This window comes from Streptomyces roseolilacinus (assembly GCF_014649335.1).
GTDB lineage: Bacteria > Actinomycetota > Actinomycetes > Streptomycetales > Streptomycetaceae > Streptomyces > Streptomyces roseolilacinus.
The window spans coordinates 98,124-113,836 of record NZ_BMSV01000005.1; the positions used below are offsets into that span (position 1 = coordinate 98,124).

The window sequence follows — 15,713 nt, forward strand, 5'->3', positions numbered from 1 at the left end:
CGCCCGCGCGGACGGGGTTAGGGCGGTCGCGCGCGAGGAACACGGGGGTGCATGGAACAGACGAAGCGCACGCCGCGAACCGCCGGGGAAGAGGTCCTGCACGAGTTCGAGGAGGCCGAACTCCGGCTCGACGACGGGAAGGCCGACGAGTCCGACGGCGAGGCGGCCGACTCCCTCACCCCCAGCCGGACCGCCCAGGAGTCCGTACGGAAGCGGGACGGGGACGGCTCCGAGGACGGGTCCTAGGCGCGGCGGCCGCGTACGGGCCCACGCCGTACGGGAGGCGGCCCCGCCCACCGGGCCCCGGCACGGGGCCTCGCGGGCGGGCGCCCCGGCGTGCCCCGCCGGCTCCGCACGGGCCCGACCGGCGGGACGCGCCGCCGGGGCCGGCGGTTTGACGGGCGGCTGCCGGGTCACCCGTGAGGGGTCCGCCGACGCGGACCGTCACGACGCAGCCCGTCACTCCGTGCCCCACGGGTGACCCCGGCCACGGAGGAGTTGGCATGGCCGTACGGCACCACCTCATACAGGCCCCGCCCTCGGCGGTGTGGGAGGTACTCAGCGACCCCGACAAGTACGCCGAGTGGGTCGTCGGCACCGAGGAGACCCGCCCCCTGTACGGCACCTGGCCCGAGGTGGGCGCCGCCCTCCAGTACACCGTCGCGCTCGGACCGGCCCGGCTGGAGGGCTCCACCGTGGTCCGCCGCCTGGAGCCGCCGAACCGGCTGGAACTGGAGGCCAAGAGCGGACCCGCCGGAAGCGCCCGCATCGCCATCGAGGTCAACCCCTGGGGCGAGGAGACCCTCGTCATCGTCGACGAGCACCCCCTGCGGGGACCCGGCGCGCGCCTCCACAACGCGCTCCTCGAAGCGGCCATCCAGCTCCGCCACCGCCGCATGCTGCGCCGCCTCGCCGAGGTCGTCGAAGGTACGCGCGCCTCCACCGCCTGACCACCGACGCCGAACGCGGGAGGAACCTGCCATGCCCGACGCCGTCGTCGTGGGGGCCGGGCCCAACGGGCTGGTCGCCGCCAACCTGCTCGCCGACCGCGGCTGGACGGTGGAGGTCCTGGAGACCGAGGACGAGCCGGGCGGCGCCGTGCGCAGCGACCGCGGCGTCGACCCCGACCACGTGAGCGACCTGTTCAGCTCCTTCTACCCGCTGACCGCGGCCTCCCCGGTCATCCGCTCCCTGCGCCTCCACGAATGGGGCCTGCGCTGGAGCCACGCCCCGGCCGTCGTCGCCCACCCGCTGCTCGACGGCCGCTGCGCCGTACTCGAACGCGACCCGGAGCGCACGGCCGCCGGACTGGAGTCCTTCGCCCCCGGCGACGGCGCCGCCTGGCAGGGCCTGTGCGACATCTGGGACCGCGTCGGCCCCGACACGCTGCGCGCCCTGTTCACGCCGTTCCCGCCCGTGAGGCCCGGCCTGAGGCTCGCCGCCCGGCTGGGCGCCGCCGACGGCCTGCGCCTCGCCCGGATGGCCCTGCTGCCGGCGCGGCGGCTGGGCGAGGAGACCTTCACCGGGGACGGCGGGCGGCTGCTGCTCGCCGGGAACGCCCTGCACGCCGACCTGTCGCCCGAGACGGCCCTCGGCGGCGGCTTCGGCTGGCTGATGTGCATGCTCGCCCAGAGCGTCGGCTTCCCCGTGCCCGCCGGCGGCGCGGGCGCCCTCACCGGCGCGCTGGTACGCCGCCTCACCGAGCGGGGCGGCACCGTCCGCTGCGGCCGGCGCGTCACCGAGGTGGTGGTGCGCGACGGCCGGGCGCGCGGCGTCCGCACCGCCGACGGGGAGACCGTCACCGCGCACCGCGCCGTCCTCGCCGACGTGTCGGCGCCCGCCCTGTACGGCGGGCTCGTCGCCTGGGACCACCTGCCCGCCCGGCTCCGCGAGGACATGCGCCGCTTCCAGTGGGACCTCGGCACGGTGAAGGTCGACTGGGTCCTGGACCGGCCCGTCCCCTGGTCCGCCGAGGGCCCGGCCCGCGCCGGGACCGTGCACCTCGCGGACGGCGTCGACGAGCTCACCCGCTCCGCCGCCCAGATCGCCAGGAACCTGGTCCCGGACCGGCCGTTCCTGGTCATGGGCCAGATGACCACCGCCGACCCGTCCCGGTCGCCCGCCGGCACCGAGTCGGCGTGGGCGTACACCCACGTGCCGCGCCCGATCGCGGGCGACGCGGGCCCGGACGGCATCACCGGCGCGTGGACACCGGACGACGGGCAGCGGATGGCGGACCGCATGGAAGGGGTCGTCGAGCGGTACGCGCCCGGCTTCCGCGCGGCGGTACGGGCCCGCCGCGTCCTGACCCCGCCCACACTGGAGGCGATGGACGCCAACCTCCGCGACGGCGCCATCAACGGCGGCACGTCCGCGATCCACCAGCAGCTGGTGTTCCGCCCCGCCCCGGCCGCCGGCCGCCCGGAGACACCGGTGCGGGGCCTGTACCTGGCGTCCGCGTCCGCCCACCCGGGCGGCGGCGTGCACGGCGCGCCCGGCGCCAACGCGGCACGGGCGGCGCTGCGGACCAGCGGGGCCTCCGTGTCGACGCTGCTCGCGGCGGGGCAGCGGCGCCTGGTCCGCCGCCGCTGACGGCCCCTCCGAGTGGCCCCCGCTGACGGCCTCCGAGCGGTCCCGGCCGGGTGCCGCGGGCCGGCGCCGTCCGGGTGGGGCGGCTCCGCGCGGCTCCCGGCGGGCCACCGTCCCCCGTGCCCCCCTCCCGCCCCGTCAGCGGCGGGCCCGTCGCGCCAGTCCGGCCACCGCCGCGGCCACCGCCGCCGTACCCGCACGCCGTCCCGCCGTGCGGACCGTGCCGTGCCAGCCGCCGCCCACGCTGCCCGGCCCCGGCCGCGGTGCGAAGAGCGTCCCGTCGTGGTGCGGGGCGGCCTCGCCCCGTACGAAGTGGTCGCGGTCGACCTTGGCCGCCAGCACCCTCTCCCACGCGCCCGGGCCGATCGCCACGACCAGCCGCAGGGACCGCGCCGACGCCCCCACGAAGACCTCGCGCCGCGGCCTGCGCACGGCTCCCACGATCGCCCGGGCCACCCGGCGCGGGGTGTAGACCGGCGGCATGGCCCGCACCCGGCGGCCGGTGCGGTTGGCCAGGTGCTGGAAGAACGGCGTGTCGACGGTCGCCGGGAGCACCGTGCACACGCGGACGTCCCGCTCGCCCGCCAGCCGCAGCTCCTGCCGCAGCGAGGAGTCGAACGCCAGCAGCGCGTGCTTCGACATCGTGTACGCGCTGTTGTACGGCGAGGAGACCAGGCCCAGCACTGACGACACGTCGACCAGCACGCCCGTGCCCTGCCGCCGCATCACCGGCAGCACCGCCCGCGCCGCGTTGACGCACCCCAGCACGTTCACGTCGAGCACGCGGCGCACCTCGCCGGCCGGCACGTCCTCCACGGCGCCGAACACGGCGACCGCCGCCGCGTTCACCCACACGTCGACGCGCCCGTACTCCCGTACCGCGCGCCGGGCGAGCTCCGCGACGGCCGCCTCGTCCGCCACGTCGGTCGGCTGGACGACCGCCCGGGCGCCCCGGTGCGCGCGGCACTCGCGGGCGACCGCCTCCAGCGCCTCCGTCCCGCGCGCGGCGAGCACCAGCGCGGCACCGTGCCGGGCGAACTCCAGCGCGGTCGCCCTGCCGATCCCGCTGGACGCCCCGGTGACGACCACGACCAGGCCCTTGGTGTGCACGGCGACCTCCGGTGCGCTCCTCGACGGCCCCCCGGACGCCGGACGGAGTACCCGCGCCCGCCCGCCCCACTCCCGCCACCGGCCCCGCCGGGACCCGTACCGCACCGCCCCGCGGGGCGCGGGCGCCGCCGCCGTGGCGGGAGCCCACGCGGCCGTGCTGGTATGGAGCGGGGTGCCGCCCCGCCGGACGGCGGCGGGCGGCGGCCGCACGACCCGGGAGGAGGCGCGCCGATGCGGGAGCGGGAGGGGGTGCCGGACGTGGCGGTCCTCGTCGGGCTGCAGGCGTCCGGCAAGTCGACGTTCTACCGGCAGTGCCTCGCCGACCGGTACGACCTGGTGAGCAAGGACCTGTTCCCGCGCGGCGCCCGGAACAAGCAGCGGCGGCAGATGGCCCTCGTCGAGGAGGCCCTGGCCGCCGGCCGGCCGGTTGCGGTCGACAACACCAACCCGTCCCCCGAGGAGTGGGGCCCGCTGCTGGCGGCGGCCCGCGCCCACGGCGCGACCGCCACGGCGTACTGGTTCCCGCCGGACGTGGCGGCGGCGCTGCGCCGCAACGCCGCACGGCGGGGCCGGGAGCGGGTGCCGGAGGTGGGCCTCCGCGCCACGTTCGGCCGGCTGCGCGGACCGTCGCGCTCCGACGGGTTCGACGCCGTGCTGGAGGTCCGGTTCGACGGCCGCGGCGGGTTCGCCGTGCGCCCGGCGCCCGGCGAGGAGGCCCCGGCCGCCCGGAGGCATCCCCCCGGGCCGCCCGGGTACCCGCCGACCGACGCGCAGGATCCGACGCACGGAGGAGGTACCGAGGTGACCGTGCCCGAGGAGAACCGGCCGAAGACCACCACCACGGACGACGTCATCGAGTCCACCGACACCGAGGAGCGGCGGGAGCAGCAGCCCGGCGGCACCGGCCGCTCCCTGCGGGAGGCGATGGAGGAGGCGGGCGTCAAGCGCGAGGACTACGAGGAGTAGCCGGCGGACGGCCGGCCCGCGGCGTGCCCCGGCCGTCGCGGGCCGGCCGGGCCGTGCCGCGCCGACGGCGCCCCGGGGAGGCCGGTCCGGCCACCACCGGGTGCGCCGCGACGTCCTGTTCGCGGGTGGGGGCCGGCCCGGTCGTCGCGGACCCGCCGTGCCGCCCGGGCGCCGAAGCGCATCCGGGCGGCTCGGCGCCGCGCCCGGGGGAGGGAGCCCCTAGAAGGTGAGGTTCCAGGCGTCGATCCTGCCGGTGTCCTGCGCCGCGACGTCCCGGACGCGGAGCTTCCAGGTGCCGGCCGCGGCCTCCGCGGAGGCGTCGACCGTGTACGTCTTGACCACGTTGTCGCCGCCGTCGCCGTTGGCGAAGTCCTCCAGCAGGTACACCGTCCCGTCGGGGGCCACCAGCGACACGACGAGGTCACCGCGGTAGGTGTGCTTGATGTCCACGCCCACCTTCAGGGCGGCCGGCGCGTTGCCGCTCAGTCCGGTGACGGCGATCGGGCTCTCCACCGTCGCGTTGTCGGGGACGGCCACGTCGGTGAGGTTCTCGAAGTACCTGCCCGGCGTCGTCCCGCCCGCGACGGCCTTCAGCGCGTCGGTCTGGCCCTCGCCGAAGAACCCGTTCTTCGCGGTCGTGCCCGTGCAGCGGCCGTCGGACGGGCAGGCGGTGTCGGTCGCCTGCGACGCCAGCCGGGCGCGCAGGTCGGCCGGGGTGAGGGAGGGGTCGACGCTCGCCATCAGCGCGGCGACGCCCGCCACGTGCGGCGACGCCATCGAGGTGCCGTTCATGTTGCCGTACTTGCCGCCCGGCAGCGTCGAGTAGACGCCGGACGAGCCGTCGCCGCCCGGCGCGGCGACGTCGATGACGTCACGGCCGAAGTTGGAGTACGACGCCTTCACGTTGCCGCGGCCCATGGCGGAGACCGTCACGACGCCCGGCAGTTCGGTCGGGATGTCCAGGCACGCGTTGGTGATCCGGCGGGTCACCGGGGTGGAGTCGTTGGGGCTCGACGTGTCGGTGGTCTTGTTCGCCAGGTCGTAGTCGGAGTTGCCCGCGGCGGCGACCTGCAGGGAGCCCTTGCCCTCGGCGTACGCCTGGGCCCGCCGGACGCCCTCGAGGATGGCGGCCTGGTCGGGGTCGTCCGGGCAGTTGAACATCCACGGGTCGGTGTAGTAGCTGTTGTTGGTGACCTTGAAGCCGTGGTCGCCGGCCCACACGAACCCGCAGACGGTGTTCTCGGCGTAGAACATCGAGGTGTTCGGCTCGGCGATGCGGACCGAGGAGATCCGCACGCCCGGCGCGACGCCGACGACGCCCTTGCCGTTCTTCGCGGCGGCGATCGTCCCCGCGACGTGGGTGCCGTGGGTGCCCACGTCGCGCCAGGCGCCGGTGCGGGTGTCGGGCCTGCCGTAGGCGCAGGAGACCGAGTCGGCGGCGTTGAAGTTGGGGGCGATGTCCTGGTGGAGGTCGTCGACGCCGGTGTCCAGGACGCCGACCTTGACGGCGGCGGAGCCGGTGGTGACCGCCCACGCCTGGTCCGCCTTGATCTGGGTCATGTCCCAGCGGTTGGACTCGGTGAGCGTCGTCGGGGTCTGCGCCGGGGCGGTCGGCAGGGCCGGGGCGTACGCGTCGGCCGGTACGTCCGAGGTGCGGGTCGCGCCGACCTGCTGCACGCCGGCGACGCCGCGCATCGTGGTGGCGAAGGCGGTGGACGTGGAGTGGGCGACGACGACGCCGATCGCGTCGTAGTGCGCGAAGACCGTGCCGCCGTTGCCGGTGACGGCGGAGCGCACGGCCGAGGTGTCTCCCGGAGCGGTGATCACCAGGTACGCGCGGGTGCCCGCGGCCCAGGTGCCGGCCGGGACCGCCGCGGCGGCCGGTGCGGCGGCCGGCGCGGCTGCCGGGGTCTGCGGGGTGGCCGCGGCGGGGGCCGCGGGGACCGCGAGGGCGACGGCCGCGCCGAGGGCGGCGACGGCGGCCGAGCGCCTGAGCCCGGCGGATATGTGGGGAAGCATGTGTCCTCCGAAGGCCCGGCGACACGGGTGGCGTCGGCCGGGCCGGGGTGAAGAAGTGGTCGAGGCGCAAGATCTCATCCGCGGGCACGTCAAGGGAAGTACCGTTTCGCCACTACCTGTTCGGCACCCCGGTACCCGGCCGTTCCCCAACGGCCGGAAAGGGCCTTGCGGTCGGCCCGGCCACCGGGGCGCCCGGCCGTCAGTGGCCGGCTTCGGCGACCTGCCGGGCCAGCGCGGCGCGCAGCCAGTCGTCCACGGCGCCGAACGTCGGCTCCGGGGAGGCGGCCGCCTCGGCGGTGAGCTGCCAGAAGCGGTCGATGCGGGGGTGGGCGACCTCGTCGAGGAAACGGCTCAGCCGCCGCCGGAACTCCGGGGTGTCGCGGGTGCCGCGCATCCCGGCGTGGGCGGCCACGAAACAGTCCAGCGCCTCCCCCTCGAAGGGTCCGCGCCGCGCCCGCACGTCGGGCGCCGCCAGCGCGAACGCCTCGACGAGCCCGTCGTACAGCACCGCCGGACGGCACGTCCCCTCCGGGGTGCTCGCCACCGGCCGGCACACGCTGACCGCGCCGGCCGGGTCCGTCGCCAGGGCGTTCAGCCGGGCGAAGGCCAGGACCTGCGCGGGAGTCGGGTCCTCGGGGGGCGGCGGCACCGCCGCGTCGGTGATCGACGAGACGAGCCGGGCCGGCAGCCGCGGCGGCAGCACCCGCCGCAGGAAGCGCGCCACCGGAGCCGTACTGGGCGGGGCGTCCAGGGCCCCGACCAGGCGCAGCCGGTCGGGGCGCTCCTCCGCCGGGCAGTCCCGCAGCAGCCGCAGGGCGGCCTCCCGCCAGCGCAACGCCGCCATCCGGGAGCCCAGTTCGCGCAACCGGCCCGCGATGACGTCCTCCAGGGCGTCCTCCCGGTCCAGGACCCGGCCGACCTCCGCGACCGGGAGGTCGAGGCCGCGCAGCGACCGGATCAGCCGCAGCCGGTCCAGCGCCCCCGGGCCGTACCGGCGGTGGCCGCCGGCGCTGCGCGAGGTCTCCGGCAGCAGCCCCAGGTCCGAGTAGAACCGCACCGCCTTCACGGTGGTGCCCGCGCGCTCGGCGAGCTCCCCGATGCTCCAGGTCCCTTCGGTGGGCATCGCGTTCACCTCCCTCGACGGGAGCCCCACGGTACCGGGGCGCGGGGGCGCCCAGGTACCGCGGGGGAGTGGAGGCGAATCGTTACTTCACGTTGACCGCGGCCCAGGCCCTGGCGACGGCCTGGTACTCGGCGCCGTTCGCGCCGTACAGGTCGGTCGCCGCCTTGAGCGTCGCCGCGCGGGCGCCCGCGTAGGTGGTGCTGGACGTCATGTACACCGACAGGGCCTTGTACCAGATCCGGTACGCCTTGGCGCGGCCGATGCCGGTGACGGCGGCGCCGTCGTAGGTGGGCGAGTCGTACCTGACGCCGTTGATCGTCTTCGTGCCGCTGCCCTCCGACAGCAGGTAGAAGAAGTGGTTGGCGACGCCCGACGAGTGGTGCACGTCGAGGTTGCCCAGGGTGCGGGACCAGTAGTCGGCCGAGCTGCCGTCCTTGCTGGGCTTGTCCATGTACCGCAGCGGGGTGCCGTTGCCCCGGATGTCGACCTTCTCGCCGATGAGGTAGTCGCCCGGGTCGTTGGGGTTGTTGGCGTAGAACTCGACGGAGGTGCCGAGGATGTCGCTGGTCGCCTCGTTCAGGCCGCCGGACTCGCCGCTGTAGCGCAGGCCCGCGGTGCGGGAGGTGAGGCCGTGGGTCATCTCGTGGCCGGCCACGTCGATGGACGTCAGCGGCCGGGAGTTGTTCGCGCCGTCGCCGTACGTCATGCAGAAGCACTGGTCGGACCAGAAGGCGTTGACGTACGCGTTGCCGTAGTGGACGCGGGAGTACGCGGCCTTGCCGTCGCCGGCGATGCCGTTGCGGCCCAGCTCGGACTTGTAGAAGTCCCAGGTGAGCGCGGCGCCGTAGTGGGCGTCGACGGCCGCGGTCTGACGGTTCGTCGGCAGGCCGTTGCCCCAGGTGTCGTCGGCGTCGGTGAACAGCGTGCCGGTGCCCGACGTGCCGCCGTTCAGGTCGTACGTCCGGTGGCCGCCGCGGGCGCCGTCGGTGAGGGTGAAGCCGGAGGTGGCGGAGGTGGTGCCGAGCGGGACGGTCCCGCTGTACTGGCTGGTGCCGCTGCCGGTCTCGATCGCCTCGTACGCGTACAGCTCCTTGCCGGAGGTGGCGTCCGTGACGACGTGCAGCTCGCTCGGGGTGCCGTCGTGCTGCAGGCCGTGGACGACCGTCTCGTACGCCAGCGTCGGCTTGCCGCTCGCGGCCCATATGACCTTGCGGGGCGCGGCGGCGGACGGCGTGCCGGTCTTCTCGTCGTCGGCGGCGGCCGCGGCCAGGGCGCTCGTGCGCGCGGTGGCCGGGGCGACGGCGGCGTCGGTGCTCGCGACGGCGATCCTCGCCTGGGTGGCCTTGGTGACGCCCTTGCTCCGGCCGTTCCCGGCGGTGTGGACCACGAGGTCGCCGCCGAGGACCGGGATGCCCGCGTACGTGCGTTCGTAGCGCGTGTGCACGGTGCCGTCGGCGTCCTTCACCACGTCGCGGACGACCAGCTTCTCGCGGGCCGTGTCGAGCCCGAGCCGCTCGGCGGTGGCGGCGGCGCCCGCCTGCGCCGAGCGGAGGGCGGCCACCCGGTCGCCGGCGGCGAGCGGGACGGCCGTCGCGGCCGCGGCGCGGTCCGCGGGGGCGGACCCGGGGGCGGCGTCGGTGGCCGTGGCGGTGCCGGACTGCACGCCCACGACGACCATGGCGGCGGTGGCGGCGAGGGCGGCGGCACGCAGGGTGGTGCGCCGCGAGGTGCGGGAGTACGGGGACACGCGGTCTCCTTCTCTCGTTTCCGTGGGGGGACGGGGTGGGACGAGAGTGCCAGGAGATGACCTTGATGTGACAGGTGCTGGTCAACTTCTTGACCAGCTCTTGTCCTGAAGGTGTGGGCCGACGTCCGCTATGCGGACATCGGTTGACGGTACGTCGGGTTTTTTCGGCCTACGTCGCGATCGCCGGGATCCGGTCGGCCGCACGGCGCGCGCGCCCGCGGGCGCGCCGTCCGGCGGCGCCCCGGGACCGGGCTCGGAAACCCCCACCGAATCGGGCGAACCGAAGCCGCCGCATATGCCTTTCCGAATAATCCGTCGGCATTAGCGGAAGCCCGGGGCGGGCGGGATCGGATTATATTGACAGTGCCGATCACCGTGCGGGTTAATGGGCGTGAATGGCTTCAAAGCGCGGCCCGGCCTTCCCGCCCGAACGGGAAACGGGCCGCTCTGCGGCCGGAGTGAGCAAGGCAAGTCGCGGTCAGGAGGCCCCCGTTCACGAACTCGAAACCGGTATCCGGTCGAGGGTGCGTGAGCGGGGAATGCGGACCGAGATTTCCTCCGGAGGGAGATCAATGCCCCATCTCGACCCTTTCACCATCCCGGAATTTCACCTTCCCTTTGAGGGTGTGAAGGACCCTAGGGGCGACCGCGCCAACGCCGAGGCGACCGCCTGGGCCGTCGGTCGGGGCCTGATAGAGACGGAGGCGACCGAGCAGTTCGCGGGCATCGGCTTCGGCCACCTCGCCGCCCGCGTCGGCCGCGGCGCCTCCTACGGGGAACTGGTCCTGCTGGCCGAGTGGATGGCCTGGTCGTTCGTCCTCGACGACCAGCACGACCTGCTCATCAGGTCCGGCCGCCTGGACGGCTGGCAGCCCCTCTCCGACGCCATCGCGCACCACGTCGGCGGCCGGCCGGCCGACGTGCCCGCCTCCGCCCGCGGCAACCCGCTGGTGTCCTCCTTCGTCGAACTCTGCGACCGCATCCTGGCCGGGATGCCCCCCGTGCTCCGGGACCGTTACCGCCGCCACGTCCCGCGCATGCTGCGCTCCCTCGACGAGGAGGCCGCCAACCGGCGCCCCGGGCACCGCCCCACCGTCGAGGAGTACGTCCTGACCCGCCGGCACAGCTCCCAACTGCTGCCCATGATGGACATGGTGGAGGCCGCCCAGGGCGTCGAGGTCCCCGAGGAGGTCGACGCGAGCCCCGCCCTGGAGGAGCTCGCCTGGAGCGCCATCGACGTCATCTCCTGGGGCAACGACGTCTTCTCGCTCCCCAAGGAGCACTCCTGCGGCGACACCAACAACCTCGCCGTCCTCCTCGCCGATCGGCACGGCCTCACCCTGTCCGAGGCCGTACGGGCCGTCGAGGAGCGCATCCGTGCCCGCGTCGAGGACTTCCTCGCCGCCTCCCGCGCCCTGCCCCGCGCCCTGGACGCCCTCGGCGTCACCGACCCCGCCGCCCGCACCGCGGTGGAACGCCGCGTCCGGGGCTACGAGGACTGGATGATCGGGGCCGACCTCTGGCAGCGCCACGACTGCACGCGGTACCGGGACGAGCGGTTCGCCGCGGGGCTCGAAGCCGCCTACACCCGCCCGGACCTGGTCTCAGTGGCATGAGGGGACGTCCCATGAGCCGTACGCGCACCGACCGCACCGACCGCACCGACCGCACCGCGCCGCGCGGCCGCGCGCCCGTGGCGCCCGGCCGGCTGCCCGTCGTCGGCCACGCCCTCCGGCTGTCCCGGGGGCCGATCGCCTTCCTCGAGTCGCTGCGCGACGTCGGCGCGGTCGTCCGCGTCGACCTCGGCGGCTGGCCCCTGCACGTCCTGACCGACCCCGACCTCATCCACACCGTCCTCGTCGCCGAGGCCCACAAGTTCGGGCGCGGCAGGATCTTCGAGAAGCTGCGCCCCCTCTTCGGCAACGGCATCGCCACCACCGACGGGGCGCTGCACCGCAAGCAGCGCCGGCTCATGCAGCCGGCGTTCCAGCGCAACCGCATCTCCCGGTACGCCGAGCTGATGTGCCGTGAGGCGGAGGCCATGGCCGCCTCCTGGACCGCCGGCCGGCAGGTCCGCGTGGACCGGGAGATGCGCCGGTTCGCCCTCTCCTCCGTCGCCGGGATGATCTTCTCCGGCGACGTGGACCAGCCCGCGGTCCAGGAGGTCCACCGGTCCTTCCCGATCATCCTGGAGGGCATGCTCGTCCGCACGGTCATGCCCAAGGCGTTCGACCGCCTGCCCCTCCCCCTGAACCGGCGCTTCGACGGCGCCGCCCTCCGCCTGCGCGCCATCATCGACGAAGTCGTCGCCGAGTACGGCCCCGAGGACCGCGGCCGCGACGACCTCATCTCCCTGCTGCTGGCCGGCACCGACCCGGAGACCGGCGACACGATGAGCGCCGAGCAGGTCCGCGACGAGCTCATCACCATCCTGTTCGGCGGCACGGAGACGGCCTCCACCACGCTCTCCTGGATCTTCCACGAACTCGCCCGCCACCCGGACGTGGAGAAGCGCGTCCACGCCGAGGTCGACGCGGTCGTCGGCGACCGCCCCGTGCGCCCCGAGGACCTCGCCTCGCTCACGTACACCAAGAGCGTCTTCGAGGAGTCCCTGCGGCTCCACTCGCCGCTGCTGTTCACCCGGCGGCCCCTCACCCCGGTCACCCTGGGCGGCGTCGACATCCCCGCCGGCGCCGAACTGGCCTACAGCCCCTACGCGCTCCACCGCGACCCGGAGCTCTTCCGGGACCCCACGGCCTTCGACACCGAACGCTGGAACGACACCGACCCGTCCCGGGTGCTGCCGCGCCTCGACAGCTTCATCCCCTTCGGCGCGGGCCAGCACAAGTGCATCGGGGACGCCTTCGCCGTCGCGGAGATCCTCACCGCCGTGGCGAGCGTGGCCCGGCGGTGGCGCCTGACGAGCGTCCCCGGCACCACCGTGAAGGAGGTGCCCGCCGGCATCCCGCTGCCCGACGCGCTGCCCATGATCCCCGTGCCGCGCCGCTGAACCGGCGCCGGAGGCGAACGCGTCAGCGAAGGATACAGCGCTGCCCTCGTACGGGTGGCGGTGTTCCCGCAAGAATGGTCCTCTGCGGCAACTTCCTGTCTCCTTGCCCCTACACTCGGCCGCACGTGCTGGAGGGGGCAAGTCATGGCAACGGCCGGAGGACGGCGGGGACGCGAGGCGGCCCCGCTGCTGGAGAGGGAGACCGAACTCCGCACCATCGAGCACGCACTCGACGACCTGTGCGGCACCCCCTCCGAGGGCGGGCACGCCTCCCGGCAGGGCGGGGTGATCGGGTTCGCCGGACCGGCGGGGCTGGGGAAGACCACGCTCCTCACCCTCCTCCGCCGGTCCGCCGCCGACCGCGGCTGCACCGTCCTCTCCGCGCGCGGCGGCGAACAGGAGCGCCAGGTCCCGTTCCACGTGATGCGCCAGCTCGTCCAGCCCGTCTTCGCCGCCATGCCGGAGGACGAGCGCCGCGAGATCCTCGGCGACTGGTACGACATCGTCGCGCCGGCCACCGGACTGTCCGCGCCCAAGCCCGACGCCAACCCCGACCCGCAGGGCGTCCGCGACGGGCTGGACTGGGTCGTCACCAACCTCTCCGTCCGCAGCGGACCCGTCGTCCTGACCGTCGACGACGTCCACTGGGTCGACCCCGAGTCCCTCGCCTGGCTCATCGCCTTCGCCGCCCGCGCCCGCGACCTCGGCATGCTGATCGCCGTCGCCTGCCGCCCCGACGAACTCCCCACGACCGCCCTCCCCCTGCACGAGCTCGTCGCGCGCAACCGCTCCCGCGCCCACGAGCTGGCCCCGCTCACCGCCGCCGCCGTGAGCCGCATCGTCCGCGCCCGCCTCGGGGAACACGCCGACGAGATCTTCTGCCGCGAATGCTGGGCCATCACCGGCGGCAACCCCTTCGAGGTCGTCGAACTCACCGCGAAGGGCAGCGACCGCGGCCTCGCCCCGCGCGAGGAGAGCATCCCGCAACTGCGCGACCTCGCCTCCGCCGTCAAGGGCAGCGGCCTCATAGAACGCCTCGAACAGCTCGGCCCCTCCGCCGTCCGCCTCGCCTGGGCCGCCGCGGTCGTCGGCAACGGCGTCCCCACCGCCGTCGTCGGGACCGTCGCGGCGCTCGGCGACTCCCAGCTCGACGACGCCGCCGAACAGCTGGACACGGCCCGCATCCTGACGGTCCTGCCCAACCTGAAGCGCGAGCGGGTCGTCGAGTTCTACCACCCGCTGATCGCCACCGCCGTGTACCGGTCGATCCCGCACGGCGTGCGCGTCGGCATGCACGGCGTGGCCGCCCAGGCCCTCGTCGACGAGGGGCACGGCGCCGCGGCCGCCGCCCGCCACATGCTGGAGATGCACCCGGAGGGCGACCCCTGGGTCGTCCAGCAGCTCCGCCGCGCCGCCCGCGACAGCTTCTCCGCGACAGCTTCTCCGCGGGCGCGCCCGAGGCCGCCCGCCGCTACCTCGCCCGCGCCCTGCGCGAACCCCCGGACATCGAGGACCGGGCACAGGTCCTGTTCGAACTCGGCTCCGCCAACCTGCCGCACGAGCCCGCCACCACCGTCAACCAGCTGCGCGCCGCCCTGGAGGAGCCCAAGATCGGGCAGGACCTGCGGGAGGCCGTCACGTACCGGCTCGCCCAGGCCCTCGCCCACACCGGCCAGATGGAGCAGGCCACCGAACTCCTCACCCAGGAGGCCCGCCGCACCACCAGCTCCCGCACGCGCCTGCGCATGCAGGCCGAGCAGTTCAAGTGGAACGCGGTCGACGCCGCCGAGCACGACTCACGCGGCCGCTCCCGACTGCTGGCCCAGTTCGCCAAGCGCCTCACCGGCCGCGACCTCGCGGAGCGGCACATCCTCGGCCTGCGCGCCTGGGACGTCGTCCTGCGCGGCGAGCCCGTCGCCCAGTCCCTCCGCTACGCCGAGCAGGCCCTGCGCGGCGGGATGAGCTGGACCGACCAGGACTTCGGCTTCGAGGTGCCGGCCGTCGTCGCCCTCACCCTGATGTACTGCGACCAGCCCGGCCGCGCCGAGGAACTGTTCCACGACGGCATCGCCGAGTTCGAGGCGAAGGGCTGGCGCGGCGCCCACCTCTCCTTCGCGTACACGCTCCTCGGCTACATCCGCTTCCGGCGCGGACGGCTCGCGGAGGCCGAGGACTTCGTCCGCAGCGGACTGCAGATCGCCGACCGCGTCGGTCACGGCATCCCCGCCCAGCTGTACGCGGTCGGCACCCTCGTCGAGACGCTCCTCGCCCGGGGTCGCACCGACGCGGCCCAGCGGATCGCCGACGGCTACCGGTTCGGCGAGGACGTCCCCCAGACCGTCGTCTACCCCGACCCGCAGGTCGTCCGCGGCAAGCTCCTGCTGGCCCGCGGCAGGATCGACGAGGCGGTCCAGCAGCTGACGGCGGCCGGCGACCGGCTGGAGCAGCGCGGCACGCAGAACCCGGCCTGGAGCCCCTGGCGGCTGGACCTCGCCCTCGCCCTGGTCGACCGGCGGCCCCAGGAGGCACGGCGCCACGCCGACGAGGCCGTCGCCCGGGCCCGTGCGTTCGGCACGGCCAGCGCGATCGGCCAGGCGCTGCGGGTCGCCGCGGCGACCTCCGATCCGGCCCGCGCGATCCCGCTGCTCACCGAGGCCGTCGACCACCTGGAGCAGTCGCCCGCCGCGTACGAGCTGGCGCACGCGCTGGTCGACCGCGGCACGGTGCTGCGTTCCGTGGGCGACCTCGACCAGGCCGCGCAGCAGCTCTACCGCGGCATGGAGACCGCCGTCGTCTGCGGCGCGGACGCGCTCGCCACCCGGGCCCGCAACCAGCTCGCCGCCGCCGGCCTGCGGCCCCGGCGCCCGCCGACCGCCGAGCGGGACGTCCTCACCACCCGTGAGGAGGCGGCCGCCCTGCTCGTCGCGAAGGGCCTCGACAACACGGCCGTCGCGGGCCGCCTCGGCAGCGACGAGCAGACCGTGTCGGAGCTGATGTCGGCGGTGTTCACCAAGCTCGGCACCGACCGGCTCGGCCTGCGCCGCTCCCTCGGCCTGTGACCCCACCCGCCGGACGGGCCCCGGTCCTCCGGCGACACCGCGCCGGAGGACCGGCGGGTCGGAGGGCCGGCGGTCGGGGAGGCGGCGGGT

The 15,713-nt window shown here is 75.3% G+C and carries 10 protein-coding genes and 1 pseudogene; 7 read left to right on the plus strand and 4 right to left on the minus strand.

Annotated elements, in window-relative coordinates; translation table 11 throughout:
- Positions 1-51 precede the first annotated feature (51 nt).
- The 3 genes from IE106_RS13330 to IE106_RS13340 all read left to right on the plus strand — a co-directional run bounded on the left by IE106_RS13330 (position 52) and on the right by IE106_RS13340 (position 2,592).
- Positions 52-246, plus strand: a complete 195-nt coding sequence (locus IE106_RS13330) for a hypothetical protein (protein ID WP_189533412.1) — start codon at positions 52-54, stop codon at positions 244-246.
- Positions 247-503: 257 nt separating this feature from the next.
- Positions 504-950, plus strand: a complete 447-nt coding sequence (locus tag IE106_RS13335; protein ID WP_189533414.1) for an SRPBCC family protein — start codon at positions 504-506, stop codon at positions 948-950.
- Positions 951-981: 31 nt separating this feature from the next.
- A complete protein-coding gene (locus IE106_RS13340; RefSeq protein ID WP_189533417.1) occupies positions 982-2,592 on the plus strand; it encodes a phytoene desaturase family protein in 1,611 nt (536 codons plus the stop codon).
- Positions 2,593-2,727: 135 nt separating this feature from the next.
- Here the strand turns inward: IE106_RS13340 and IE106_RS13345 are convergent, their stop codons facing one another.
- On the minus strand, positions 2,728-3,699 hold the full coding sequence (locus IE106_RS13345) for an SDR family oxidoreductase (protein ID WP_189533419.1): 972 nt from the start codon (positions 3,697-3,699) through the stop codon (positions 2,728-2,730).
- A gap of 231 nt (positions 3,700-3,930) precedes the next feature.
- Here IE106_RS13345 and IE106_RS30830 point away from each other — a divergent pair, with 231 nt between their 5' ends.
- Positions 3,931-4,665, plus strand: a complete 735-nt coding sequence (locus IE106_RS30830; RefSeq protein WP_189533421.1) for an AAA family ATPase — start codon at positions 3,931-3,933, stop codon at positions 4,663-4,665.
- A gap of 219 nt (positions 4,666-4,884) precedes the next feature.
- Here the strand turns inward: IE106_RS30830 and IE106_RS13355 are convergent, their stop codons facing one another.
- The 3 genes from IE106_RS13355 to IE106_RS13365 all read right to left on the minus strand — a co-directional run bounded on the left by IE106_RS13355 (position 4,885) and on the right by IE106_RS13365 (position 9,554).
- Positions 4,885-6,684 (minus strand): S8 family peptidase, encoded by a 1,800-nt coding sequence (locus IE106_RS13355; RefSeq protein ID WP_189533423.1) that lies wholly within the window; start codon positions 6,682-6,684, stop codon positions 4,885-4,887.
- Positions 6,685-6,883: 199 nt separating this feature from the next.
- Positions 6,884-7,807, minus strand: a complete 924-nt coding sequence (locus tag IE106_RS13360) for a helix-turn-helix domain-containing protein (RefSeq protein WP_189533425.1) — start codon at positions 7,805-7,807, stop codon at positions 6,884-6,886.
- Between the two features lie 82 nt (positions 7,808-7,889).
- The gene (locus IE106_RS13365) at positions 7,890-9,554 is read right to left on the minus strand and encodes a M4 family metallopeptidase (RefSeq protein ID WP_189533427.1); all 1,665 of its coding nucleotides are present in this window, start codon (positions 9,552-9,554) and stop codon (positions 7,890-7,892) included.
- 626 nt (positions 9,555-10,180) lie between these two features.
- Between IE106_RS13365 and IE106_RS13370 the strand changes: the two genes are divergently transcribed.
- From IE106_RS13370 to IE106_RS13380, 3 genes and pseudogenes are all read left to right on the plus strand, one after another.
- On the plus strand, positions 10,181-11,170 hold the full coding sequence (locus tag IE106_RS13370; protein WP_229840379.1) for a terpene synthase family protein: 990 nt from the start codon (positions 10,181-10,183) through the stop codon (positions 11,168-11,170).
- An 11-nt stretch (positions 11,171-11,181) separates the two neighbouring features.
- A complete protein-coding gene (locus IE106_RS13375; RefSeq protein ID WP_189533431.1) occupies positions 11,182-12,564 on the plus strand; it encodes a cytochrome P450 in 1,383 nt (460 codons plus the stop codon).
- Between the two features lie 144 nt (positions 12,565-12,708).
- Positions 12,709-15,623, plus strand: a pseudogene (locus tag IE106_RS13380) (ATP-binding protein).
- Positions 15,624-15,713: the final 90 nt, after the last annotated feature.